The following is a 22,606-nucleotide window of genomic DNA, read 5'->3' as shown; positions in this document are numbered from 1 at the left end:
ACTCGAAGCCTACCGGGGTGCACCGAAACCTACGTACCCCCGGGGCCGGGGCCCGAACCGACCCCTGCCGGGGAGCTCACTTCTCGAACCGGTAGCCCATTCCGGGCTCGGTGATGAAGTGCTTCGGATGCGACGGGTCCGACTCCAGCTTCCTGCGCAACTGGGCCATGTACACCCGCAGGTAGTTCGTCTCCGTCCCGTACGACGGCCCCCACACCTCCTGCAGCAGCTGCTTCTGGCTGACCAGCCGGCCCGTGTTGCGGACCAGCACCTCCAGCAGATGCCACTCGGTGGGGGTCAGCCGTACGTCCCGGCCGGCCCGGTTCACCTTCTTCGCGGCGAGGTCGACGGTGAACCCCTCGGTCTCCACGATCACGTCGTCGTCGCCGGCCCCGGTGGGCTCGGCCCGGCGGACGGCGGCCCGCAGCCTGGCCAGCAGCTCGTCCATGCCGAACGGCTTGGTGACGTAGTCGTCGGCGCCCGCGTCCAGCGCCTCGACCTTCTCGTCGGAGGAGTGCCGGGCGGACAGCACCAGGATCGGCACCCGGGTCCAGCCGCGCAGCCCGCGGATCACCTCGACGCCGTCCATGTCGGGCAGACCGAGGTCGAGGACGACCACGTCGGGGTGGCGGGTGGCGGCGAGTTCGAGGGCGGTGGTGCCGTCGTGGGCCGCGTCGACCTCGTACTTGCGGGCCTTGAGGTTGATCACGAGGGCGCGCACGATCTGCGGCTCGTCGTCGATCACCAGCACCCTCGTGGGGCTCTGGGGGGTGCCCCCGGCCGCGCTCACCATGTGACCTGCCTTTCGAGTTCCTCGGGGCGCCCGTCCGCGCCTTCCGCCTGGAGATGGTCCGCGGGCGTCCCTGCCTCGGCGCGGAGCGTGAGCACCATGGTGAGGCCGCCGCCGGGCGTGTCCTCGGCGTTGAGAGTGCCGCCCATCGCCTCGGCGAAGCCGCGCGCGACCGCGAGGCCGAGGCCCACTCCGGCGCCGCGCGGGGCGTCGCCGTACCGCTGGAAGGGCGCGAAGATGCGCTCCTTGGCCTCGTCCGGCACACCGGGACCGCGGTCGACCACCCGCACCTCGACCCGTTCGGCCATGGCGCTGGCGGCCACCAGGACCCGGCGGTCGTCCGGGCTGTACTTGACGGCGTTCTCGACCAGGTTGGCCACCGACCGCTCCAGCAGCCCCGGGTCCACGGCGACCATCGGCAGCGTCTCCGGGATGTCCAGCTCCACGCTGCCCTCGGGCACGCCGCCCAGCGCCATCGGCACCACCTCGTCGAGGTCGATCTCCCTGATCAGCGGGGTGACCGTGCCGGTCTGCAGGCGGGACATGTCGAGCAGGTTGCCGACAAGGTGGTCGAGCCGGTCCGCGCCCTCCTCGATGCCCTCCAGCAGCTCCGCCTCGTCCTCCTGCGACCACGCCACGTCGTCGGACCGCAGCGAGGACACCGCCGCCTTGATGCCGGCGAGAGGGGTACGCAGGTCATGGCTGACGGCGGCGAGCAGCGCGGTACGGATCCGGTTGCCCTCGGCCAGTTCCTTGGCCTGGTCGGCCTCGCGCTGGAGGCGCTGGCGGTCCAGGACGACGGCGGCCTGGGCGGCGAAGGCGGCGAGCACGCGCCGGTCCTCGGCGGGCAGCACCCGGCCGGTCAGCGCGAGCGCCATGTGGTCACCGACGGGCACGTCGACATCGGCGTCTTCAGGCCGGGCGGGCGCGGCTCCGACGCCCACGCTGCCCGCGCAGGTCCACGGGTCGACGTCGCTCTCCCGCTCCAGCAGGGCCGCCGAGTCCATGCCGAAGGTCTCGCGGACCCGCTCCAGCAGCTCCTCCAGGCCGGTCTCGCCGCGCAGCACGTTCCCGGCGAGGAAGGACAGGATCTCCGACTCGGCGCGCAGCCGGGCCGCCTGGTGGGTGCGGCGGGCGGCGAGGTCGACGACGGAGGCGACCGCCACCGCCACGAAGACGAAGATCACCAGCGCGAGCAGGTTCTTGGGGTCGGCGATCGTGATGCGGTGCACCGGCGGTGTGAAGAACCAGTTCAGCAGCAGGGAGCACACCGCCGCCGAGGCCAGCGCGGGATAGAGCCCGCCGAGCAGGGCCGCCGCGACGGTCAGGGTCAGGAACAGCAGCATGTCGTTGGCGAGGCCGAGATCGGCGTCGACATGGGTGAGCAGCAGGGTGAGCAGCGCCGGACCGCCGACGCCGACGAGCCAGCCCGCGATGATCCGGGTCCGGCCCAGGCGCGCTCCCCTGGTCACCGGCAGTCCGCGTCCCTTGGCGACCTCGTCGTGCGTGACGATGTGCACGTCGAGGTCGGGTCCGGACTCCCGGGCGACCGTGGCGCCGACGCCGGGCCCGAAGACGTACTGCCAGCTCCTGCGCCGGGAGGAGCCGAGCACTATCTGGGTGGCGTTGGCGCCGCGCGCGAAGGCCAGCAGCGCCGCCGGGATGTCGTCGCCGACGACGTGGTGGAAGGTGCCGCCGAGGTCCTCGACGAGGGTGCGCTGGACGGCGAGTTCCTTCGGTGAGGCGGACGTCAGCCCGTCGCTGCGGGCTATGTAGACGGCGAGCACCTCACCGCCGGCGCCCTTCTCCGCGAGCCGGGCGGCCCGGCGGATCAGCGTCCGCCCCTCCGGGCCGCCGGTCAGACCGACGACGATCCGCTCCCGCGAACCCCAGATCTTCGACACCCGGTGATCGCTGCGGTACTGCTTGAGGTACTCGTCGACCCGGTCGGCGACCCACAGCAGCGCCAGCTCCCTGAGCGCGGTGAGGTTGCCGGGGCGGAAGTAGTTCGACAGGGCCGCGTCGACCTTGTCCGGTTGGTAGATGTTGCCGTGCGCCATCCGCCGCCGCAGTGCTTGTGGCGACATGTCGACCAGCTCGATCTGGTCGGCGCGGCGCACCACCTCGTCGGGGACGGTCTCCTGCTGCCGTACGCCGGTGATGGACTCGACGACATCGCCCAGGGACTCCAGGTGCTGGATGTTCACGGTCGAGACGACGTCGATGCCGGCCGCCAGCAGCTCCTCCACGTCCTGCCAGCGCTTGGCGTTGCGGGAGCCGGGGATGTTGGTGTGGGCGAGCTCGTCGACGAGGGCGACCTGGGGGTGCCGGGCCAGGACGGCGTCCACGTCCATCTCGGTGAAGCGGCTTCCCCGGTACTCCAGCTCCTGGCGCCGTACCCGCTCCAGCCCGTGCAGCATCACCTCGGTGCGCGGCCGGGCGTGGTGCTCCACGAAGGCGACGACGCAGTCGGTGCCCCGCTCCACGCGGCGGTGCGCCTCGGACAGCATGGCGTACGTCTTGCCGACGCCCGGTGCCGCACCGAGGTAGATCCGAAGCTTGCCGCGTCCCATGGTCCCCATTGTCTTCCGCCCGCCGCAGCCTGCGCGGCGGCCTTGCAGCGTCGACCTTACGGCCAACAATTGCGACAAACGGGGCCCGGGAGGGCGGCGGGGGCGTCTTTGACGCGATTCTGACGCTCCCGCCGCGCGAGGGGCGTCTCAGCTGGGGTTGTCGCCGTGGGTGAGGGTCTCCCAGGCCACGAAGAGGTTGTTGGAGCCGGCCGGGCGGCCCCGCTCGGTGAGCGTCTGGGTGTTGGTCATCGCGATGCCGAGGCGGTTGTGCAGGGCGTTGTAGCCGACCTCGGTGACGGGCCCGAGGCCCAGCTTCAGCGAGCCGCCGCACAGCCAGCTCGGGGCGGCCGTGCCCAACTGGTACTTCGCCTGGAACCCGAGCGCCTGCCGCAGCCGTTCGCCGACGTCGGTGCCGTAAAGGTCCTGGCCCTGGATGCGGCTGGTCTCGGCGACGTGGGAGATCGCGGAGATGCCGTACCCGGTGTGGGTGAAGTCGCGGCAGGTCTCCTGGGTGAGGCCGGTGACGAAGGTGCCCTGTCCCTGCCAGTAGTTGACGATCTTCTCGCGGGTGTTGAGGTTCTGGCTGGGCACGGTCTTCGGCAGATCGCCGTCGGAGGACAGATAGACGTAGGCGGCGGTGCGGGTGCGGAACTTCGCCATGGCCTTGTCGTACGACGCCTTGTCCTCCAGGAAGACGGAGATGCCGACGGCGGCCTCCATCATCGACAGCTCCCAGTTCCCGTTGGAATTGGAGCCGTTGATGATCTCGGGCAGATAGACGTCGCGCAGCATGGTCGCGAACCGACCGGAGTTCGCCCAGCTCCCCGTGTACGTGTACTTGATGATCTCGGCGGCCTTGGGCCAGGAGGAGCCTGCCCAGCCGGTCTGCAGGGGCGCGTTGCTGTTGGTGTGGTCCCTGATCACCGCGGACCAGGCGTCCATCAGCTCGATGGCCTTGCGCGCGTGCCACTCGTCGCGGGTGATGTACCAGGCGAGGGCCTGGGTGTACGCGGCTATCGCGTCCTCGCGCTCGTCGGTGCAGCCGTAGTTCGGGTTCGAGTACGAGCCGCACTCGACGACCGCACGGGGCTTGGGCGTGCGGTTCGGATCGGCGTACTTGCTCGCCATCATCTGGTCGAAGGCACCCTTCCAGGGCTGGGCGCCGGCGTTGACCTTGGAACGGGCGAAGTCCAGCTGGGACTTGGAGACGGTGACGCCGGGGTGGGCGAAGGTGCTGGGGGCGGCACCGGCGGGCCAGGCGAGGACACCGGCGACGAGGGCGGCCGCGGCCGCGAAGAGTGCGGTTCTGCGCATGCGTGGGGGGCCTTCCGTTCTCGTATGTGAACGCGAAGCGCCTTTATGAACAGGCGCGTTGGCCGGAGACGGTAGGTACAGACCAATGCGCCGTCAAGAGTTCACGCACGAGAAAGGGCCGCACCCCTGGGGGGTACGGCCCTGGTGTCTCTTCGAAGCTCAGCGCACTTCGGTGATCTCCGGTCCGCGCTGGAGCTGGCCCATGCCGCCGGAGAAGCGCGAGCCGGCCTCCTCCTGCTGGACGCCCTCGGGAACCATCTGGGCGTCCTCCGGCAGCTTCAGGACGATCGGGTCACGGGGAGCCATCGGGCCCTCGCCGCGGACCACGACCGTGTCCCGGAAGATCTGCTCGAGCAGGCCGGCCGCCTGCGGCTGCACCGCGCCCTGGCCCGAGATCACACCGCGCAGGAACCAGCGGGGACCGTCCACACCGACGAACCGCACGACCTGGAAGCCGCTCGTGCCGTCCGGCAGTTGCACCGGCACCTGGGCCCGCAGCTCCCAGCCGAGCGAGCCCTCGACCTCGTCGACGATGCCCCCCTGCTGGGTGATGCCGGAGCCGATCTCCTCGCGTACCTCGCTCCAGATGCCCTCACGCTTGGGCGCGGCGAAGGCCTGGAGCTGGATCGCGCTGTCGCGCAGCACCACGGTCGCCGCGACGATCGCGTCGCCCGCGACCTCCACACGCAGTTCCATGCCGTCGACGCCCGGCACGAACATGCCGCCCAGGTCCACCCGGCCCTCGCCGGGATCGCGGACCTCGGAGCTGTCCCACGGCCCGTCGGGACGCGGTTCCGGTTCGAGCCGTACGCGCTCACGCGTGCCCTCGTCGTCCGCCTCAGAGTCGATGTCGACGACCTGCTCGGGCTCGCCGGCCGCGTCCTCGGCGGCACCCTTCTTGTTGCGACGTCCGAACACGTCACTGTCCTTCCCGGTCGGATACGACCGAAGCGTATCGATTCCCACCCGTTGCGCCGCCATCGGCGGCCCCATCGCTTGTATCGCTTGTGCCGCTTGCGCTGCCCACCGCGGCATGGCCGCCGGTGGACCCGAAGCCCCCCTCGGCCCGTGCCGAATCGGGAAGCTCCGCGACCTCCTGGAAGCGAACCCTCTCGACCTGCTGGACAACCAGTTGGGCGATCCGGTCGAAGCGCTCGAACCGCACGGTCTCATGCGGGTCGAGATTCACCACGATCACCTTGATCTCCCCACGGTACCCGGCATCAACCGTCCCTGGGGCATTCACCAGGGCGACACCGAGACGGGCGGCGAGACCGGAGCGCGGGTGCACGAAAGCCGCGTACCCCTCCGGGAGCGCGATCGACACCCCCGTGGGCAGCACGGCCCGCTCCCCCGGCTTCAGTTCGCGGCTCTCGGTGGTGCGCAGATCTGCCCCCGCGTCGCCGGGGTGCGCGTACGTCGGAAGCGGTACGTCCGCATCGACGCGCCGGATCAGCACGTTCAGGGGAGCACGGCTCACGGGTTCACCTCGAAGGCACGGGCCCGCCGCACCTGGTCCGGATCGTCCATGGCGGCCCGGATCTCCTCCGGGCGGCCGTTGTCGATGAAGTGGTCGACCTTCACCTCGATGAACAGGGCGTCGGCGCGCACGGCGACGGGCCCGTCGGGACCGCCGATCCGCCCGGTGGCGGTGGAGAAGATCTTGCGGCCCGCCACGGCCGTCACCTCGGCCTCCAGGTACAGGACCGTGCCCACCGGAACCGGCCGCGCGAAGTCGGTCTCCAGCCGTCCGGTCACGGCGATGGTGCGCAGCAGCCAGTTCAGCGAGCCGAGGGTCTCGTCGAGGGCGGTCGCGAGCACACCCCCGTGGGCGAGCCCGGGCGCGCCCTGGTGAGCGGGCTGCACGGTGAACTCGGCGGTGATGCTGACGCCGTCACCGGCCCGCGCCTCCAGATGCAGCCCGTGGGGCTGCTCGCCGCCACAGCCGAAACACTTGCCGTAGTGCGCACCGAGAAGCTCACCGGGCGCGGGAGCATCAGGGTGCCGCACCGGTTTCACGGCGTCGGCCGGAGGCTTAAGAGCTGCTGAAGTACCTCTCACAGCCGCAGACCTTACCCGCGCGTCGGCCACATCCGGACACCGTGCCAAGCTTGGCTCATGCAGCTCTCCGCCGCCCCCTACGAAGAACGCCTCACGGCCCCCCGCTCCTGGTGGCTGATCTCGTTCCTGGTCGGGCTCTCCCTGGCCCTGATCCTTCTGCCCTTCGGCACCCTGCCCATGCTCGCCGGGCTGGCGGGCGGCACCGCCGCGGCGGCCGTCATGGCCAGTTCGTACGGCTCGATCCGGATCCGTGTGGTGGGCGACTCGCTGATCGCGGGCGAGGCGAAGGTCCCGCTGCGCGCGCTCGGCGAGGCGCACGTCCTGGACCCGGAGGAGGCACGGGCCTGGCGCACCCACAAGGCCGACACCAGGGCCTTCCTGCTGCTGCGCGCCTACATTCCGACGGCCCTGCGCGTGGAGGTCACGGACCCCGAGGACCCGACGCCGTACCTGTACCTGTCGACCCGTGCGCCGGAGCGGCTGGCCGAGGCGATCAGGGCGGCCAAGGCCGCGGCCTAGCACACCAGATCGGGCCGTCACCGGCCCGGTCAAGCCTTGTCCCGCACCTCGCAAAAACTTCGCCGCGTCACTCCGAACGGCCCCTCGGGGGGCGGGATCTCAGCCGTCGCCGAGCTCCTTGCGCCCGAGGTCGCGCGTGATGTCCCGCATCCGCAGCGGCTCCGCGGGGCGCTCCAGCGGCGGCAGCTCGGGCAGCTCGTCCCAGGGCACCTGCATCTTGCGCAGGTCCGTCCGGATCCGTGCCGCGAGCTTTCTGGTGTCCCGGCGGTTCATGACCGCGCCCACGGCGGCGCCGACCATGAACGGCATCAGGTTCGGCAGGTTGCGCACCATCCGCTTCATGATCTGCTGGCGCAGTTCGCGCTTCATCTGCCCGCCGAGCGCCGCGTTGACCGTCATCGGCTTCATGGGGTCGATGCCGCGTTCCTCGGACCACGAGGACAGATACGCGGTGCTGCGCTCCCTGAGATTGCCGGGCGGGCGTACGCCGTACACCTCGTGCAGTTCGGCGATCAGCTTCAGCTCGATCGCCGCCACACCGGTGATCTCGGCGGCCAGCTCGGTCGGCATCGCGGGCGGCACCGGCAGCATCGCCGCCGCGCCGACTCCGGCACCGACCGTGGAGCTTGCGTTCGCCGCGCCCGCCACGAGCTTGTCCGCGAGTTGCTCGGGCCCGAGGCCCGGGAACTGCCGACGAAGCGTCGCGAGGTCCCGTACGGGGATCCTGGGGGCGTACTCGATGATCCGGTCGGCGAGGTACCCAAGGCCCGCTCTGGCGCGGCTGCCGCCCTTACGGACGCCTTCCCTGGCCTTCTCCCGGATCACCGCGACCCGCCTTCTGGCCACGGGCGCGGGAGCCTCGACCGGCGCCGGGAGGTCGGAGCCGGACATCGGTTCGAGCGAGGCCCCCTTGCCGGGAGAGCCCCGCTCGTCGTCACGCGCGCCGTACGAGCCGTCGGACGGCCCTTGGTCCGCTCCCCACTTCGGAAAGCGGCGCTTCCGAGGTGGGGTCGAGCCAGTCATGCCCGACCCGGCCTCAGTCGCAGTCGCGGCAGATCGGCTGACCGTTCTTCTCGCGGGCCAGCTGGCTGCGGTGGTGCACCAGGAAGCAGCTCATGCACGTGAACTCGTCCTGCTGCTTCGGCAGCACCCGGACGGCCAGCTCCTCGTTCGAGAGGTCCGCGCCGGGCAGCTCCAGGCCTTCGGCGGCCTCGAACTCGTCGACGTCCACAGCGGAGGTCGACTTGTCGTTCCGCCTGGCCTTCAGCTCTTCAAGGCTGTCCGAGTCGACGTCGTCGTCGGTCTTGCGTGGGGTGTCGTAATCCGTTGCCATGTCGCTCTCCCCCTCTGGGTGTCTGCGGTGTCTCCAGCGCACGTAACGCGTGAGAGGCCGGACTTGTGCCCGACCCGAGGCGGAGATTTTGCCTCACATCAAGGTCTGTTACTCAATCGACACCCAACCGGACTCCTCAAGAGTGATCGGCTTGGATGGCGAACGGGACCGTACACGGTCCTAAGGCCGCAGTTCAAAGGCGTCTCACCGTGTACTTCCCGTGATCAAGACCCTCGAAAACCCGGATTTTCCCGGCTTTCCGACGGGCGCCATGATCACGGAGAGTAGATGGCCTGAAAACCGTCCTTGTGATCGATCACACATGCGACCGTTCGCTCGACGCCTTGAAAATTCCGCGCAAAGCGAACATCCCCGTAGCTGCGGCGAGTGTCGGGGCACATGGTCTCAGACCGGAAGGGTGACTCGCATCACGAGCCCTCCTCCCTCGCGTGGCTGCGCGGCGATGTGCCCGCCGTGCGCCCGCACCACGGACCGCACGATGGACAGCCCGAGGCCGACACCCTTGTCGCTGCCCGTGCGCTCCGTACGCAGGCGTCTGAACGGCTCGAAGAGGTTGTCGATCTCGTACGCCGGCACCACCGGCCCGGTGTTCGAGACGACCAGGACCGCCTGCCCGTGCTGGATCTCGGTGGTGACCTCGACCCAGCCGTCGTCCGGGATGTTGTACCGCACGGCGTTCTGCACCAGGTTCAGGGCGATGCGCTCCAGCAGGACGCCGTTGCCCTGGACCACCGCGGGCTTCTGCTCGCCGCGGATCACCACGCCCTTCGCGGCCGCCTCGGCGTGCACCTGGTCGACGGCCTGCTCGGCGACCTCGGCGAGGTCGACCGGCTTGCGCTCGACGATCTGGTTGTCGCTGCGGGCGAGCAGCAGCAGGCCCTCCACGAGCTGCTCACTGCGCTCGTTGGTGGCCAGCAGCGTCTTGCCGAGCTGCTGGAGCTCCACCGGCGCGTTCGGGTCCGACAGGTGCACCTCGAGGAGTGTGCGGTTGATCGCGAGCGGGGTGCGCAGTTCGTGCGAGGCGTTGCCGACGAAGCGCTGCTGGGCCGTGAAGGCCCGCTGGAGACGCTCCAGCATCTCGTCGAAGGTGTCGGCGAGTTCCTTCAGCTCGTCGTCCGGTCCGTCCAGCTCGATACGGCGGGACAGGTCCGAGCCGGCCACGGCGCGCGCGGTGCGGGTGATCCGCCCGAGCGGCGACAGGACGCGGCCCGCCATGGCGTAGCCGAAGGCGAAGGCGATGATCGCCAGGCCGAGGAGGGCGAGGAGGGAGCGGCTGAGGAGATCGTCCAGCGCGACCCGGCGCTGGCTGTCGATGCACTCGCTGATCGCCTCGTTGAACTGGGAGATCGTGAGGCCGGCCTTGATCGCGGGGCAGTTCTCGCTGGTGACCTGGAGTTCCCGGCCGTCCACGATCTTGAACAGGGGTTCGTTGCCCGTGTTGATCGCCTGCGCGGCCAGCAGGTAGATGATCGACAGCAGCAGGATCCCGGCGATCAGGAACATGCCGCCGTAGAGCAGGGTGAGCCTTATCCGGATGGTGGGGCGCAGCCACGGGAAGGGGGGCTCGGCCCTGCGGGGGTCCCAGGTGGGCTTGGGGGGCGCCTGGGGAGGCGCGGGAGTCGTTGCCATGGTCGATCAGATCCGGTAGCCGGAGCCGGGCACGGTGACGATGACCGGCGGCTCACCCAGCTTGCGGCGCAGGGTCATGACGGTGACGCGCACGACGTTGGTGAACGGGTCGGTGTTCTCGTCCCAGGCCTTCTCCAGGAGCTGCTCGGCCGAGACGACCGCGCCCTCGCTGCGCATCAGCACCTCCAGGACGGCGAACTCCTTCGGCGCCAGCTGCACCTCCTTGCCGTCGCGGAAGACCTCGCGGCGGTTGGGGTCCAGCTTGATGCCGGCGCGCTCCAGGACGGGCGGCAGCGGCACGCTGGTGCGGCGGCCGAGGGCACGCACGCGTGCCGTCAGCTCGCTGAAGGCGAAGGGCTTGGGCAGGTAGTCGTCGGCGCCGATCTCCAGGCCCTCGACGCGGTCGCTGACGTCGCCGGAGGCCGTCAGCATCAGCACCCGGGTGGGCATGCCGAGTTCGACGATCTTGCGGCAGACGTCGTCGCCGTGGACGAGCGGGAGGTCGCGGTCGAGGACCACCACGTCGTAGTCGTTGACGCCGATGCGCTCCAGGGCGGCCGCACCGTCGTACACGACGTCGACGGCCATGGCCTCCCGGCGCAGTCCGGTGGCCACCGCATCGGCGAGCAGTTGCTCGTCCTCGACGACGAGTACGCGCACGTCGCTTGTCCTTCCTGTGTCCACCCGCGTAGCTCCGGTCGGGCGCGCGGGCAGGGGTCTCGGTTGGGTGTGTAGGCCTCCATCCTGCCCTTTTCGGCCATAAGTCGGCGGTAAGACGGGTGAGCGGCCCTTGAAGGACGGGTGTGAGGCCCGGGAATGCGAGATTTTCTCTTCCGGTTGAGGTTTCCGTGGGAGGGAGCGCGGGGAGGACGGCATGTACACCCCGCGATCACGCTCTGCATGTACCGCAGCACCATGCGGTACGGCGCAATCCGCTTTCCGCAGAGCGGGTGTGGGTGTCCGGCACGGTCGCCGCCCAGCACGGGCAGCGCTGGGCACCTACTGGAGACGTGATCGTCCCTTCCGATCGGCACACCCCCGTGCCACCGACCCACGACCCAGGACGAGGGGGCGCAGCATGGACGCATTCACCGCAGGACTTCTGCAGCGCATAAAGACGACCGAGTCCGACCTGACGCGGGCTCGTGACGAGGGCGACGAGTTCCTCGTCGAGGTTGAGCAGGGCGAGCTCGACGACCTGCACCGCCTCGCCGCCGAGCATGGTGTGGAAGTCGGCGTGTCCGGCGTCTGACCGGCTTTTGAGCACGACCGCGGCCTCCGACGAATCCAGCGTCGGAGGCCGCGTTTTTTGTGCCCTGGGGGGCCGGGTGGGCCCCGGTGGTGCCCGTGGGGGCGGTTGGGCCCCGGTCGTGCCTGCGGGCCCGGGTGGGCCCCGGTCGTGCCTGCGGGCCCAGGTGGGCCCCGGTCGTGCCCGCGAGCCCGGTTGAGCCCCGGTCGTGCCTGCGAGCCCGGCTGGGCCCCAGTCGTGCCTGCGAGCCCAGGTAGTCCCCAGTCGTGCGTGCGAGCCCGGGTAGTCCCCAGTCGTGCCCGCGAGCCCGGGCGGGCCCCAGTCGTGCCTGCGAGCCCGGGCGGGCCTCAGTCGTGCCAGGCGCCGAACTCCTCCAGGAGCTGCTGGAGGGGCTCGAAGACTCCTGGGGTGGCCGCCACGGTCAGGTCGCGGGAGGGGCGCTCGCCGGGGCGGCCGCCGGTCAGGGCGCCCGCCTCACGGGCGATGAGGTCGCCCGCGCCGAAGTCCCAGGCGTTCAGGCCCCGCTCGTAGTAGCCGTCCAGGCGGCCCGCCGCCAGGTCGCACAGATCGATCGCGGCCGAGCCGCCGCGGCGGATGTCGCGCAGCAGGGGGATCAGACGCCGTGCCACGTCGGCCTGGTGGGTGCGGACCTCGGTGACGTAGTTGAAGCCGGTAGAGACCAGCGCCTGCTCGAGAGGGGCCGTGGGGCGGCAGGTGAGCCTGCGTTCGCCGGCCCAGGGGCCGGTGGCCCACGCGCCCGCGCCGCGTACAGCGTGGTACGTCTCGCCGCGCATGGGGGCCGCCACGACGCCGACGACCGTCTCGCCGTCCTGCTCGGCCGCGATCGAGACGGACCAGGTCGGCAGGCCGTAGAGGTAGTTGACCGTGCCGTCCAGGGGGTCGATCACCCAGCGGACTCCGCTCGTGCCCTCGGTCGAGGCGCCCTCCTCGCCGAGGAAGCCGTCGTCGGGGCGGTGTTCGGAGATCAGGTTCGTGATCAGCTTCTCCGCCGCGATGTCCATCTCGGTGACGACGTCGATCGGGCTGGACTTGGTCGCGGCGACCGCGAGGTCGGCCGGGCGGCCGTCGCGGAGGAGTTCGCCGGCTCGGCGGGCGGCCTCCAGGGCAAGGTCGAGCAGGTCCGTGTGCGGGGCGTCGGTCACGGGGCTCCTCATGCGTAGGGGCTGTCGGCGCCGGCCGCGGCGGGCCGGGGGGCGCGGGACGGGCAGCAGCCGACCGGGCAGAGGTTGTGGCTCGCGCCCAGTGCGCCGAGGGCGCAGGGGGTGACCTCCTCCGCGCGCTGCACGGCGGCCCGCTCCAGGACGAGGTCGCGGATCGCGGCGGTGAAGCGCGGGTCGTCCCCGACGGTGGCCGAGCGGCGCATCGGCAGGCCCAGCTCCTCGGCCTTGGCCTTGGCCTCCGTGTCGAGGTCGTAGAGGACCTCCATGTGGTCGGAGACGAAGCCGATGGGGGCGATGACGACCGCGGGAACACCGGCCGCGTGCCGCTCCTCCAGGTGGTCGCAGATGTCCGGCTCCAGCCAGGGGATGTGCGGGGCGCCGGAGCGGGACTGGTAGACGAGCTGCCAGGGGTGGTCGACGCCGGTGCGCTCGCGGACCGCGTCGGCGATCAGCTGGGCCACGTCCAGGTGCTGCTCGACGTACGCGCCGCCCTCACCGTGGTCCTGGACCGGGCCGGAGGAGTCGGCGGCGGCCGTGGGGATGGAGTGGGTCGAGAAGGCGATGTGCGCGCCCGCGCGGACGTCCTCGGGGAGGTCGGCGAGAGAGGCGAGCACGCCGTCGATCATCGGCTCCAGGAAGCCCGGGTGGTTGAAGTAGTGCCGGAGCTTGTCGATCTTCGGCAGCTCCAGGCCCTCGGCCTCCAGGGCCGCCAGTGAGTCGGCGAGGTTCTCGCGGTACTGGCGGCAGCCCGAGTAGGAGGCGTAGGCGCTGGTGGCGAGGACGAGGATGCGGCGGTGGCCCTCGTTGACCATGTCGCGCAGGGTGTCCGTCAGATACGGCGCCCAGTTGCGGTTGCCCCAGTGGACCGGCAGATCCAGTCCGTGCTCGGCGAAGTCCTTGCGCAGGGCGTCGAGCAGGGCGCGGTTCTGGTCGTTGATGGGGCTGACGCCGCCGAACCGGAAGTAGTGCTCGCCGACTTCCTTCAGGCGTTCGGTGGGGATGCCCCGCCCGCGGGTGACGTTCTCCAGGAACGGGATCACGTCGTCCGGACCCTCGGGGCCGCCGAAGGAGAGCAGGAGCAGGGCGTCGTAGGGGCTGGCATCGCGCGCGTCTGGCATGGGTCGATCCTGTCATCCGGTGCTGACAGCCGGGAAACGGCGGGGTGACCGCCCCGGGTTCCCGGTTCGTCCGGACGGGTGCGTTAGGGTCACCTAACTCGTAAGCTGTCTCGGCCGACGAGACGCCTTACCGCGCGCTCCGGGGCCCCACTCGTCCACGCTTGCTTCCGCCTGACCGGAGACCTCCGTGCCCAGCCCCTACCGCGCCCTGTTCGCCGCTCCCGGCAGCAAGGCCTTCTCCGCCGCGGGTCTCCTCGGCCGGATGCCGCTGTCGATGATGGGCATCGGCGTGGTGACCATGGTGTCGCAGCTGACCGGGCGGTACGGCCTGGCCGGCGCCCTGTCGGCCACCATCGCGCTCGCCGCGGCCGTGGCGGGCCCTCAGGTCTCGCGCATGGTGGACCAGTACGGGCAGGCCCGGGTGCTGCGCCCGGCGACGCTGATCTCGCTCGCCGCGGGGGCCCTGCTGCTGTTCGCGGCGCACTACGCGTGGCCGGACTGGGTGCTGTTCGTGGCCTGCGTCGGCGTCGGCTGCGTGCCGAGCGTGGGGGCGATGATCCGCGCCCGCTGGGCCGCGCTGTACCGGGGCACGCCCCAACTGCACACCGCGTACTCCTTCGAGTCCGTGATCGACGAGGTGTGCTTCATCTTCGGGCCGATCATCTCCATCGGGCTGTCCACCGCGTGGTTCCCGGAGGCCGGGCCACTGCTCGCCGGCTGCTTCCTGGCGGTGGGCGTCTTCTGGCTGACCGCGCAGCGCGCCACCGAGCCCGCGCCGCACCCGCGCGAGAAGCGGGGCGGCAGCTCGGCCCTGCGCGCCCCGGGACTGCAGGTCCTGGTGGCCACCTTCGTGGCGACCGGCGCGATCTTCGGGGCCGTGGACGTGGTCACCGTGGCCTTCGCGGACGAGCAGGGGCACAAGAGCGCCGCGAGCGTGGTCCTCGCGCTGTACGCCGCGGGTTCCTGCGCGGCGGGCCTCGTCTTCGGGCTGCTGCGCTTCAAGGGAGCACCCGAACGTCGTTGGCTGCTGGGCATATGCGCGATGGCCGTGAGTATGATCCCCCTCCTACTGGTCGGAAACTTGCCGTTTCTGGCCGTGGCGCTGTTCGTCTCGGGCATGGCCGTCGCTCCCACGATGATCACCACCATGTCCCTGATCGAAGAGCACGTACCACGCGCGCAACTGACCGAGGGCATGACCTGGGTGAGCACCGGGCTCGCGGTCGGGGTCGCGCTCGGCTCCTCCATGGCCGGCTGGGTGATCGACGCGGCCGGTGCGGACGCCGGGTACGGGGTGCCGGCGGTGTCCGGGGCCGTCGCGGTCGCGGTCGGTTTCCTGGGGTTCCGCCGGCTCAGCAGGCCGGCCGCGGGTCGGGGAGGCACCGTTGAGCAGCACAGCGAGCGGCAGGAACGGCACGTGGCGTAACTGGGGCGGCAACATCGCCGCCCGCCCCGCGCGCGAGGTCGCTCCGGCCTCCGTGGAGGAGCTGGCCGGGGCCGTACGCCGGGCCGCCGAGGACGGCCTGAAGGTGAAGGCGGTCGGCAGCGGACACTCGTTCACGTCGATCGCCGCCACCGACGGTGTGCTGATCCGGCCTCAGCTGCTGACCGGCATCCGGGACATCGACCGGGACGCCATGACCGTCACGGTCGAGGCCGGTACCCCGCTGAAGCGGCTGAACCTGGCCCTGGCGCGCGAGGGTCTGTCGCTCACCAACATGGGCGACATCATGGAGCAGACGGTCTCGGGCGCCATCAGCACCGGCACCCACGGCACGGGCCGCGAATCGGCCTCGATCGCCGCCCAGATCAAGGGGCTTGAGCTGGTCACCGCCGACGGTTCGGTGCTCACCTGCTCCGAGAAGGAGAATCCGGAGATATTCGCGGCCGCCCGCATCGGCCTCGGCGCGCTGGGCGTCGTCACCGCGATCACCTTCGCCGTGGAGCCGGTCTTCCTGCTCACCGCCCGCGAGGAGCCGATGCCGCTGGAGAAGGTCCTGGCGGACTTCGACGAACTGTGGGCCGAGAACGAGCACTTCGAGTTCTACTGGTTCCCGCACACCGGCAGCACCAACACCAAGCGCAACAACCGCAGCGCGGGCCCGGAGCAGCCGGTGGGGCAGTTCGCGGGCTGGTTCGAGGACGAGTTCCTCTCCAACGGCGTCTTCCAGGCGGCCCAGTGGGTCGGCCGCGCGGTGCCGGCCTCGATCCCCGCGATCGCCCGGATCTCCAGCAAGGCGCTGTCCGCGCGGTCCTACACGGACATCCCCTACAAAGTCTTCACATCACCGCGCCGGGTGCGCTTCGTGGAGATGGAGTACGCCGTCCCGCGCGAGGCCGTCGTCGAGACGCTGCGCGAACTCAAGGCCGTGGTCGAGCGCTCCGGTCTGCGGGTCAGCTTCCCCGTGGAGGTCCGCACCGCCCCCGCCGACGACATCACGCTGTCCACCGCCTCGGGCCGCGACAGCGCGTACATCGCCGTCCACATGGTCAAGGGCACTCCGTACCAGCGGTACTTCACCGCCGCCGAACGCGTTTTCACCGCGCACGAGGGGCGCCCGCACTGGGGCAAGGTGCACACCCGTGACGCGGAGTACTTCGCCCAGGTCTACCCGCGCTTCGGCGAGTTCACCGCGCTGCGGGACCAGCTCGACCCCGACCGCCTCTTCCAGAACGACTACCTGCGCAGAGTGTTGGGGGCGTAGCGCCCGCCGCGGCCACCCCGCCCGTTCGGCCACCTGCGCGGCAGCCGGACGTACGGACGAAACCATTGGCTCCGTTTCTGACATTTGCGTGAAGTACGCCACGTTCAAGGTCGAAAAACGCCCAACCCACGGCCGAGTCACGCCCCTTGTCAGAAGTTGGGCGGCGTGCCAATCCACGCACGTGGCCCAAATGGAGTACTGTGGCGAGCCCTGGGTCCGGTCTCCCGCCTGGGCATCCGTGGCCTTCAAGGACCGCCGGGAGGGGGCTAGTTGCACAGGGTGACGGAGTTCGTCACTTAGCGTTGCGAATAGGTAACCGTGCCATAACGGCGATCCAGGGCCCTGGCCCGACACGCCGGGCAACTCGGCAAGGTTGTGGCAGGCTGCACCCGGGCAGGCCACACTCGACTAGCGGAAGCAGCGACGCACGTGACGTCGGCAGGCACCACCCGGGAGGTCCCCATGCCCGAACTGCGTGTCGTGGCCGTCTCGAATGACGGCACACGGCTGGTGCTCAAGGCTGCCGACGCAACGGAGTACACCCTTCCGATCGACGAACGCCTGCGCGCAGCGGTGCGCGGCGATCGCCCGCGCCTCGGCCAGATCGAGATCGAGGTGGAGAGCCATCTCCGCCCCCGTGACATTCAGGCGCGTATACGCGCCGGAGCCACCGCGGAAGAGGTCGCCCAGCTCGCGGGCATCCCCGTCGACCGCGTACGGCGCTTCGAGGGCCCCGTGCTCGCCGAGCGCGCGTTCATGGCCGAGCGGGCCCGCAAGACTCCCGTCCGTCGGCCCGGCGAGAACGCGGCCGGTCCGCAGCTCGGCGAGGCCGTCGCGGAGCGGCTGCTGTTGCGCGGCGCCGACAAGGACACCGTGCAGTGGGACTCGTGGCGCCGCGACGACGGCACCTGGGAAGTGCTGCTGGTCTACATGGTGGCGGGCGAACCGCACTCGGCGAGCTGGACGTACGACCCGCCCCGGCGGCTCGTCCAGGCCGTCGACGACGAGGCGCGCTCGCTGATCGGCGAGTCCGACGACCTCGCCGCGCCGGAGCCCAGCTTCCCGTTCGTGCCGCGGATCGCCCGGCTTCCGCGTGAGCGGTCGATGGACCGTGCCCTCGACACCGCGCGGCCGAGCCTGCCGGCCCAGGCCTCCGAACCCGTCGAGGAGGTGGCGGAGGAACGGGACTCGCTGACCAGCCTGCTGGAGGCGGTGCCGAGCTTCCGCGGCGACCTGGTGGTGCCCGAGCGGCCGTCGGAGCCCGAGGTGGAGGAGCCGGTGGCCGAACCGGCCGCGGAAGAGCCCCCCGCGCCAGCCGCCTCCGCCGGTTCCGCCTACGCGGACGTCCTCATGCCGCGCTCCGTCGGCGGTCACCGCGATCGCCTCATCGGCTCCACGGACCGCCAAGCCGAGGCGGACGGCGTCCGCCCGGGCCGCCGCGCCGCCGTCCCGAGCTGGGACGAGATCGTGTTCGGCACGCGGCGCAAGAAGCAGGAGTAGTCGGTCGTACGGCCGCGGAGGTGGTCGTACGGAACGAGGGCCGCGCTGGTCTCAGCGCGGCCCTCGTGCTGTGCCGGGCGGCTGCCGGACGCCCGCCGGTCGCGCGGCGAGCGTCCGTCCTCCACCCCTTCGGCTACTGCGGATCCGGTCCCACGGCCACCGGGCGTGAGGCGTCCGACGACCACTCCGACCACGAACCCACGTACAGGGCCGCCGGAATGCCCGCTACCGCCAGGGCCAGGGCCTCATGGGCGGCGGACACGCCCGAGCCGCAGTACACGCCGACCTCCGTGCCCTCGGTGGCGCCCAGCGTCTTGAAGCGGGCCTGGAGTTCCGCGGCGGGCAGGAAGCGGCCGTCCGCGTCGACGTTGTCGTTCGTGGGCGCGGACAGCGCGCCCGGGATGTGGCCGCCGACCGGGTCGATCGGCTCGACCTCGCCGCGGTACCGCTCCCCCGCCCGCGCGTCCAGCAGTACGCCCGACCGGGCGAGCGCCGCCGCGCCGTCGGCGTCGAGGAGACCCGTCGCCCCGGGCACCGGCTCGAAGTCGCCCTCGGCCGGGCTCGGTACCGCCGTCTCCAGCGGGCCTTCCCAGGCCGGCAGCCCGCCGTCGAGGACCCGGACGTCGGGGTGACCCGTCCAGCGCAGCAGCCACCACGCGCGGGCCGCCGCCCAGCCCTGTCCGCCGTCGTACACAACCACCGGCGTCCCCGACGACACTCCCGCCCGTCGCATCGCCGTACCGAATTCGGCCAAGTCCGGCAGCGGGTGACGGCCGCGCGCACCGGGCGCGGAGGCGAGTTCCCGGTCCAGATCCACGTAGACCGCGCCGGGGAGGTGCCCGGCCCCGTACGCGGCCCGGCCGTCGAACGGGGGCTCGCCGGACGCCTTGGACATGGTCAGCTGCCAGCGGACGTCGAGCAGCACCGGCGGGTTCTCGCCCGTCAGCGCGCTCGCGAGTTCAGGTGCGGAGATGATGGCGTTCATGGCCACCATCCTTGCGCACGGGGTGGCCGCATCGCCCGGCTCCGGATACTCTGCCCGCCGGACAGGTCCGATCACCCGGCGTACGGGATCGGGCACATGCTGTACAGCCGATCGACATCCTTCGGCAATCGCACGGAAACGGGCGGTAAATCGCACACCGGGCATCCTCCGGTCACCGGCCGTCGTGCGGCGGCGCGCCCGCAGCGCGCCCGGCCACGGGTGGTGCGAGCATCGGCTCAGGGGTCGGGACAGCGGAAGCGACGCGGCCACCGCGAGGGGCCGAGGGAGAGTGACGATGACCGAGGCACGGGGGTCGGCCGGCCCGAACGGCGCGACGCACGCCCGGCACACGCCCGGCACGCCCAGCTGGGTGAGCCTGATGGTGCACGGACTGGCCGCCACCGAGGAGTTCTACGGCGCCCTGTTCGGCTGGGAGTTCCGGCCCGGCCCCCAGCAGCTCGGCCCCTACGTCCGGGCCCTGCTCGACGGCCGTGAGGTGGCCGGCATCGGCCAGCTGCCGCCCGACCGCCACCTCCCCATCGCCTGGACGCCCTACCTCGCCTCGAACGACGTGGACCTGACCGCCGAGACGGTACGGCTGTGCGGCGGCACCGTCGGCGTCGGCCCGCTGGACGCCGCCGAGGCCGGCCGGATGGCGATCTGCTCCGACCCCTCCGGCGCCGTCTTCGGCCTGTGGCAGGCGGCGCAGCACCTGGGCACGGCCATCACGGGCGTGCCGGGCACCCCGGCCTGGAACGAGCTGGTGACCTTCGAGTCCGTGACCGTCGCCAAGTTCTACGAGTCGGTCTTCGCCTACGAGGAGGAGGCGGTCGTCTCCGCCGACTTCGACTACGTGACCCTGCACATCGACGGCCGTCCGGTCGCCGGCATCCACGGCGTGGGCAACGCCCTGCCCCGGGACCGGGGTCCGCACTGGATGACGTACTTCGAAGTCGCGGGCACCGACGAGGCGGTGGCGCAGGTCGTCGACCTGGGCGGCCATGTGCTGCGCCCGGCCCACGACAGCGCCCACGGCCGGGTGGCGACGGTGGCGGACCCGGAAGGAGCCCGCTTCTCCGTCATCGAGAACCCGCGCTGACGCCCACCGGGGGCCGGCGCCGGTCTCAGACCTGGGGCACCGGCAGGACGTCCGGGGACAGCGCGGCCGCCCTGGCGCCGGCCGCGGTCATCCGGCGGCGGTGGTGGCGCCGGCACAGCACCTCGTAGCCGACGGCGTCCGCCTGGTTGACGTCGCCGACGACCACCTGGGCGCCCTCGACGACCATCTCGCCGCCTATCGTGCGGGCGTTGTGCGTGGCGCGGGCGCCGCACCAGCACAGGGCCTCGACCTGGAGCACCTCGACCCGGTCGGCGAGTTCCACCAGGCGCTGGGAGCCGGGGAACAGCTTGGTGCGGAAGTCGGTGGTGATGCCGAAGGCGTAGACGTCCAGGCCCAGGTCGTCGACGACGCGCGCGAGTTGGTCGATCTGCTGCGGGGCGAGGAACTGCGCCTCGTCGGCGATGACGTAGTCGGCGCGGCCGCCCCGGGAGAGGTGGTCGACGAGGTACGCGTACAGGTCCTTGCCGTCCTCGACCTCCACCGCGTCGGTGACCAGGCCGAGCCGCGAGGACAGCTTGCCCTCGCCCGCGCGGTCGTCACGGGTGAAGATCATGCCCGCGAGACCACGCGCCGAACGGTTGTGCTCGATCTGGAGAGCCAGCGTCGACTTCCCGCAGTCCATCGTTCCGGAGAAGAACACCAGCTCGGGCATGTGGAGTTGAGCACCTTTCGGCATCAAGGGGGATCGAGGAACGTTTCAGGAGCGTACTTCGAGCAGGGGGACCAACTGCTCGGCGGGGGTCATCGAGCCGTGGTTGCCGACCATCGCCGACTCCTTCGGCTCCCGCTCGGACGCGATGATCAGGACGTCGTCCCGCGCGGCCGCGACGACGTCGCCGATGCGGTCGTACACCCGCTCGTCGATCCGCGGCCCGAACCAGCCCGCCTCTATCGCCTCGTCCCGCGAGGCCACCCAGAACTGCTCGCCGAGCACCTCGCGCCAGCAGGTCAGTACGTCGCCCGCGGCGCCCGGCACCGCGTACACATGCCGCGCCCGGCCCTCGCCACCCAGCAGGGCGACGCCGGCGCGCAGCTCCCAGTCCTCGTCGAAGTCGATGCGGTGCTCTTCGTCGAAGGGGACGTCGATCATGCCGTGGTCGGCGGTGACGTAGAGCGCGGTGCGCGGCGGGAGCTGCTCGGCGAGGCGCTGGACGAGCCGGTCGACGTACATGAGCTGGCCGCGCCAGGTGTCGGAGTCGACGCCGTAGCGGTGGCCGGCGCCGTCGAGTTCGGCGTAGTACGTGTAGACCAGGGAGCGGTCGCCGGCGGCCAGTTGCTCGGCCGCGAGGTCCATGCGCTCCTCGCCGCTCAGCCGCCCGAGGAACGTTCCGCCACTGAGCGCGACCTTGGTCAGCGGGGTGTTCTGGAAGGTGGGCGAGGACACCTGGGCCGCGTGCACGCCCGCCCGGTGCGCCAGCTCGAAGACCGTGGGGTACGGCTGCCATGCGCGCGGCGACGTGAACGGCTTCCAGCGCAGCTGGTTCATCAGCTCGCCGGTCTGAGGATTGCGTGCGGTGTATCCGGGCAGGCCGTGCGCGCCCGGGGGCAGGCCGGTGCCCACGGAGGCGAGGGAGGTCGCGGTGGTCGCCGGGTAGCCGGTGGTGAGCGGGCGCCCGGTGCCGCCGCGCGAGCTGCCGAGCAGCGAGGCCATGAACGGCGCGTCCTCGGGATGCGCCTTGAGCTGCTCCCAGCCGAGGCCGTCGATCAGGAACACGCAGTTGCGGTCGGCGGCGGTCAGTTCGCCGATCGTGGCGGTCATGCCCGGTACGGCCATGCCTGCGGCCAGGGTGGGCAGCAGGTCGGCGAGGGACCCGCCGCCGTACTCGGGGCGGGGCGCGGAGGAGACGGCGAGGGGTTCGGGATGCGGGTCCCAGGCGGTGGACTGAACCATCAGCGCGCGATGTCCGCGGTCGCCTCGGAGAGCGACTGCGCGAAGGCGAGCGCCTGGCGCACCGTCTCCGGGCCGTCACCGGCCTCGCTGACGCGCAGGCTGAGGTCGTCCGCCGTCGAGCTGCCCGTGTAGCCGTGGTCCGCCTCGCAGTTGGGGTCGCCGCAGGCGGCGGGCTCCAGGTCGATGCGGGAGACCGCGCCCCAGCCGATGGTGAGGACGACCTCGCGGGGCAGCGTGCCCGGCGCGTACTGCTCGGGGTTGGCGACCACGCGGCTGACCACGACCGAGGAGATCCGGCCGAGCTTCACGGACTCGGTGGACGTGGTGGCGTACGGCGTCGGGGAGGTGTTGTCCGCGGCCTGTTCGTCGGTGTGGCTCACGATGAAGCGGTTGCCGGTGAGGACGAGCACCGTCACATGCCGCCGCACCTCGTTCTGGTCGAACGTCGTCTCCTGGTGGACCAGGTACGACCGGATGGGCTCGCCGCCCACGGCGGCCTCCACCGCCTCGGCCACGAGGGCCGGGTAGTAGCCGCTGCGCTCGATCGCCGCACGCAGCCCCTGGGTCGTCGTACTGGTCTTGGCCATGACGCCCATCCTACGGGGGAGCACTGACTG

22 protein-coding genes are annotated in these 22,606 nt (G+C 71.4%); 6 read left to right on the top strand and 16 right to left on the bottom strand.

Going from position 1 to position 22,606, the window contains the following annotated elements; all coding sequences use genetic code 11:
• Positions 1-76: 76 nt before the first annotated feature.
• The 6 genes from ACIRD7_RS00615 to ACIRD7_RS00590 form a co-directional block, all read right to left on the bottom strand.
• The gene (locus tag ACIRD7_RS00615; RefSeq protein ID WP_403447841.1) at positions 77-793 is read right to left on the bottom strand and encodes a response regulator; all 717 of its coding nucleotides are present in this window, start codon (positions 791-793) and stop codon (positions 77-79) included.
• Entirely contained in the window at positions 787-3,363 is a 2,577-nt protein-coding gene (locus ACIRD7_RS00610; RefSeq protein WP_403447839.1) for a DUF4118 domain-containing protein, read from the bottom strand. Before ACIRD7_RS00610 ends, ACIRD7_RS00615 begins: the two co-directional genes overlap by 7 nt.
• A 147-nt stretch (positions 3,364-3,510) precedes the next feature.
• Complete coding sequence (locus ACIRD7_RS00605) at positions 3,511-4,677, bottom strand: alginate lyase family protein (RefSeq protein WP_403447837.1); 1,167 nt, start codon at positions 4,675-4,677, stop codon at positions 3,511-3,513.
• 159 nt (positions 4,678-4,836) lie between these two features.
• Entirely contained in the window at positions 4,837-5,595 is a 759-nt protein-coding gene (locus ACIRD7_RS00600; protein WP_403447835.1) for a DUF3710 domain-containing protein, read from the bottom strand.
• A gap of 1 nt (position 5,596) precedes the next feature.
• On the bottom strand, positions 5,597-6,157 hold the full coding sequence (dut, locus tag ACIRD7_RS00595; RefSeq protein ID WP_403447834.1) for a dUTP diphosphatase: 561 nt from the start codon (positions 6,155-6,157) through the stop codon (positions 5,597-5,599).
• A complete protein-coding gene (locus ACIRD7_RS00590; protein WP_403447832.1) occupies positions 6,154-6,738 on the bottom strand; it encodes a PaaI family thioesterase in 585 nt (194 codons plus the stop codon). Before ACIRD7_RS00590 ends, dut begins: the two co-directional genes overlap by 4 nt.
• 57 nt (positions 6,739-6,795) lie before the next feature.
• On the opposite strand from ACIRD7_RS00590, the gene ACIRD7_RS00585 reads away from it, so the two are divergent.
• Positions 6,796-7,257 (top strand): DUF3093 domain-containing protein, encoded by a 462-nt coding sequence (locus tag ACIRD7_RS00585; protein ID WP_403447830.1) that lies wholly within the window; start codon positions 6,796-6,798, stop codon positions 7,255-7,257.
• A 99-nt stretch (positions 7,258-7,356) separates the two neighbouring features.
• Here the strand turns inward: ACIRD7_RS00585 and ACIRD7_RS00580 are convergent, their stop codons facing one another.
• From ACIRD7_RS00580 to ACIRD7_RS00565, 4 genes are all read right to left on the bottom strand, one after another.
• Positions 7,357-8,280 (bottom strand): hypothetical protein, encoded by a 924-nt coding sequence (locus ACIRD7_RS00580; protein ID WP_403447828.1) that lies wholly within the window; start codon positions 8,278-8,280, stop codon positions 7,357-7,359.
• Positions 8,281-8,293: 13 nt separating this feature from the next.
• Entirely contained in the window at positions 8,294-8,590 is a 297-nt protein-coding gene (locus tag ACIRD7_RS00575; protein ID WP_005481602.1) for a DUF4193 domain-containing protein, read from the bottom strand.
• Positions 8,591-8,995: 405 nt separating this feature from the next.
• Positions 8,996-10,240, bottom strand: coding sequence for a sensor histidine kinase (locus ACIRD7_RS00570; RefSeq protein WP_403447827.1), 1,245 nt, complete (start codon positions 10,238-10,240; stop codon positions 8,996-8,998).
• Positions 10,241-10,246: 6 nt separating this feature from the next.
• On the bottom strand, positions 10,247-10,900 hold the full coding sequence (locus ACIRD7_RS00565) for a response regulator transcription factor (RefSeq protein ID WP_007385219.1): 654 nt from the start codon (positions 10,898-10,900) through the stop codon (positions 10,247-10,249).
• A 418-nt stretch (positions 10,901-11,318) separates the two neighbouring features.
• Here ACIRD7_RS00565 and ACIRD7_RS00560 point away from each other — a divergent pair, with 418 nt between their 5' ends.
• Complete coding sequence (locus tag ACIRD7_RS00560; protein WP_403447826.1) at positions 11,319-11,492, top strand: hypothetical protein; 174 nt, start codon at positions 11,319-11,321, stop codon at positions 11,490-11,492.
• 344 nt (positions 11,493-11,836) lie between these two features.
• Here ACIRD7_RS00560 and ACIRD7_RS00555 read toward each other — a convergent pair whose 3' ends face one another.
• Both ACIRD7_RS00555 and ACIRD7_RS00550 read right to left on the bottom strand, forming a co-directional pair.
• Complete coding sequence (locus ACIRD7_RS00555) at positions 11,837-12,652, bottom strand: inositol monophosphatase family protein (protein ID WP_403447825.1); 816 nt, start codon at positions 12,650-12,652, stop codon at positions 11,837-11,839.
• Between the two features lie 8 nt (positions 12,653-12,660).
• Entirely contained in the window at positions 12,661-13,788 is a 1,128-nt protein-coding gene (locus ACIRD7_RS00550) for a ferrochelatase (RefSeq protein WP_403447823.1), read from the bottom strand.
• Between the two features lie 187 nt (positions 13,789-13,975).
• Here ACIRD7_RS00550 and ACIRD7_RS00545 point away from each other — a divergent pair, with 187 nt between their 5' ends.
• From ACIRD7_RS00545 to sepH, 3 genes are all read left to right on the top strand, one after another.
• Positions 13,976-15,214, top strand: coding sequence for an MFS transporter (locus tag ACIRD7_RS00545; protein WP_403447821.1), 1,239 nt, complete (start codon positions 13,976-13,978; stop codon positions 15,212-15,214).
• Positions 15,174-16,493: a D-arabinono-1,4-lactone oxidase gene (locus ACIRD7_RS00540; RefSeq protein WP_403447819.1), complete on the top strand. Its 1,320-nt coding sequence runs from the start codon at positions 15,174-15,176 to the stop codon at positions 16,491-16,493. Before ACIRD7_RS00545 ends, ACIRD7_RS00540 begins: the two co-directional genes overlap by 41 nt.
• Before the next feature lie 462 nt (positions 16,494-16,955).
• The gene (gene sepH, locus ACIRD7_RS00535; protein WP_403447817.1) at positions 16,956-17,993 is read left to right on the top strand and encodes a septation protein SepH; all 1,038 of its coding nucleotides are present in this window, start codon (positions 16,956-16,958) and stop codon (positions 17,991-17,993) included.
• 133 nt (positions 17,994-18,126) lie between these two features.
• On the opposite strand, the gene ACIRD7_RS00530 is transcribed toward sepH, so the two are convergent.
• Positions 18,127-18,978, bottom strand: a complete 852-nt coding sequence (locus ACIRD7_RS00530) for a sulfurtransferase (RefSeq protein WP_403447815.1) — start codon at positions 18,976-18,978, stop codon at positions 18,127-18,129.
• Positions 18,979-19,273: 295 nt separating this feature from the next.
• On the opposite strand from ACIRD7_RS00530, the gene ACIRD7_RS00525 reads away from it, so the two are divergent.
• On the top strand, positions 19,274-20,077 hold the full coding sequence (locus tag ACIRD7_RS00525) for a VOC family protein (RefSeq protein WP_403447813.1): 804 nt from the start codon (positions 19,274-19,276) through the stop codon (positions 20,075-20,077).
• Between the two features lie 25 nt (positions 20,078-20,102).
• Here ACIRD7_RS00525 and ACIRD7_RS00520 read toward each other — a convergent pair whose 3' ends face one another.
• Genes ACIRD7_RS00520 through ACIRD7_RS00510 form a run of 3 tightly spaced genes read right to left on the bottom strand, consistent with a single transcriptional unit; the run spans position 20,103 to position 22,585 of the window.
• On the bottom strand, positions 20,103-20,750 hold the full coding sequence (locus ACIRD7_RS00520) for a thymidine kinase (protein WP_403447812.1): 648 nt from the start codon (positions 20,748-20,750) through the stop codon (positions 20,103-20,105).
• Between the two features lie 45 nt (positions 20,751-20,795).
• Positions 20,796-21,989 carry an alkaline phosphatase family protein gene (locus ACIRD7_RS00515; RefSeq protein ID WP_403447810.1) on the bottom strand — a complete coding sequence of 398 codons (1,194 nt, stop codon included), beginning with the start codon at positions 21,987-21,989 and terminating at the stop codon, positions 20,796-20,798.
• Positions 21,989-22,585 (bottom strand): DUF5998 family protein, encoded by a 597-nt coding sequence (locus tag ACIRD7_RS00510; protein WP_403451584.1) that lies wholly within the window; start codon positions 22,583-22,585, stop codon positions 21,989-21,991. Before ACIRD7_RS00510 ends, ACIRD7_RS00515 begins: the two co-directional genes overlap by 1 nt.
• Positions 22,586-22,606 lie beyond the last annotated feature (21 nt).

The sequence above is a fragment of the Streptomyces sp. NPDC093568 genome (genome assembly GCF_044764945.1).
GTDB lineage: Bacteria > Actinomycetota > Actinomycetes > Streptomycetales > Streptomycetaceae > Streptomyces.
Note: the sequence above shows the minus strand (reverse complement) of the source record. Positions and strands in the feature narration are given on the sequence as shown.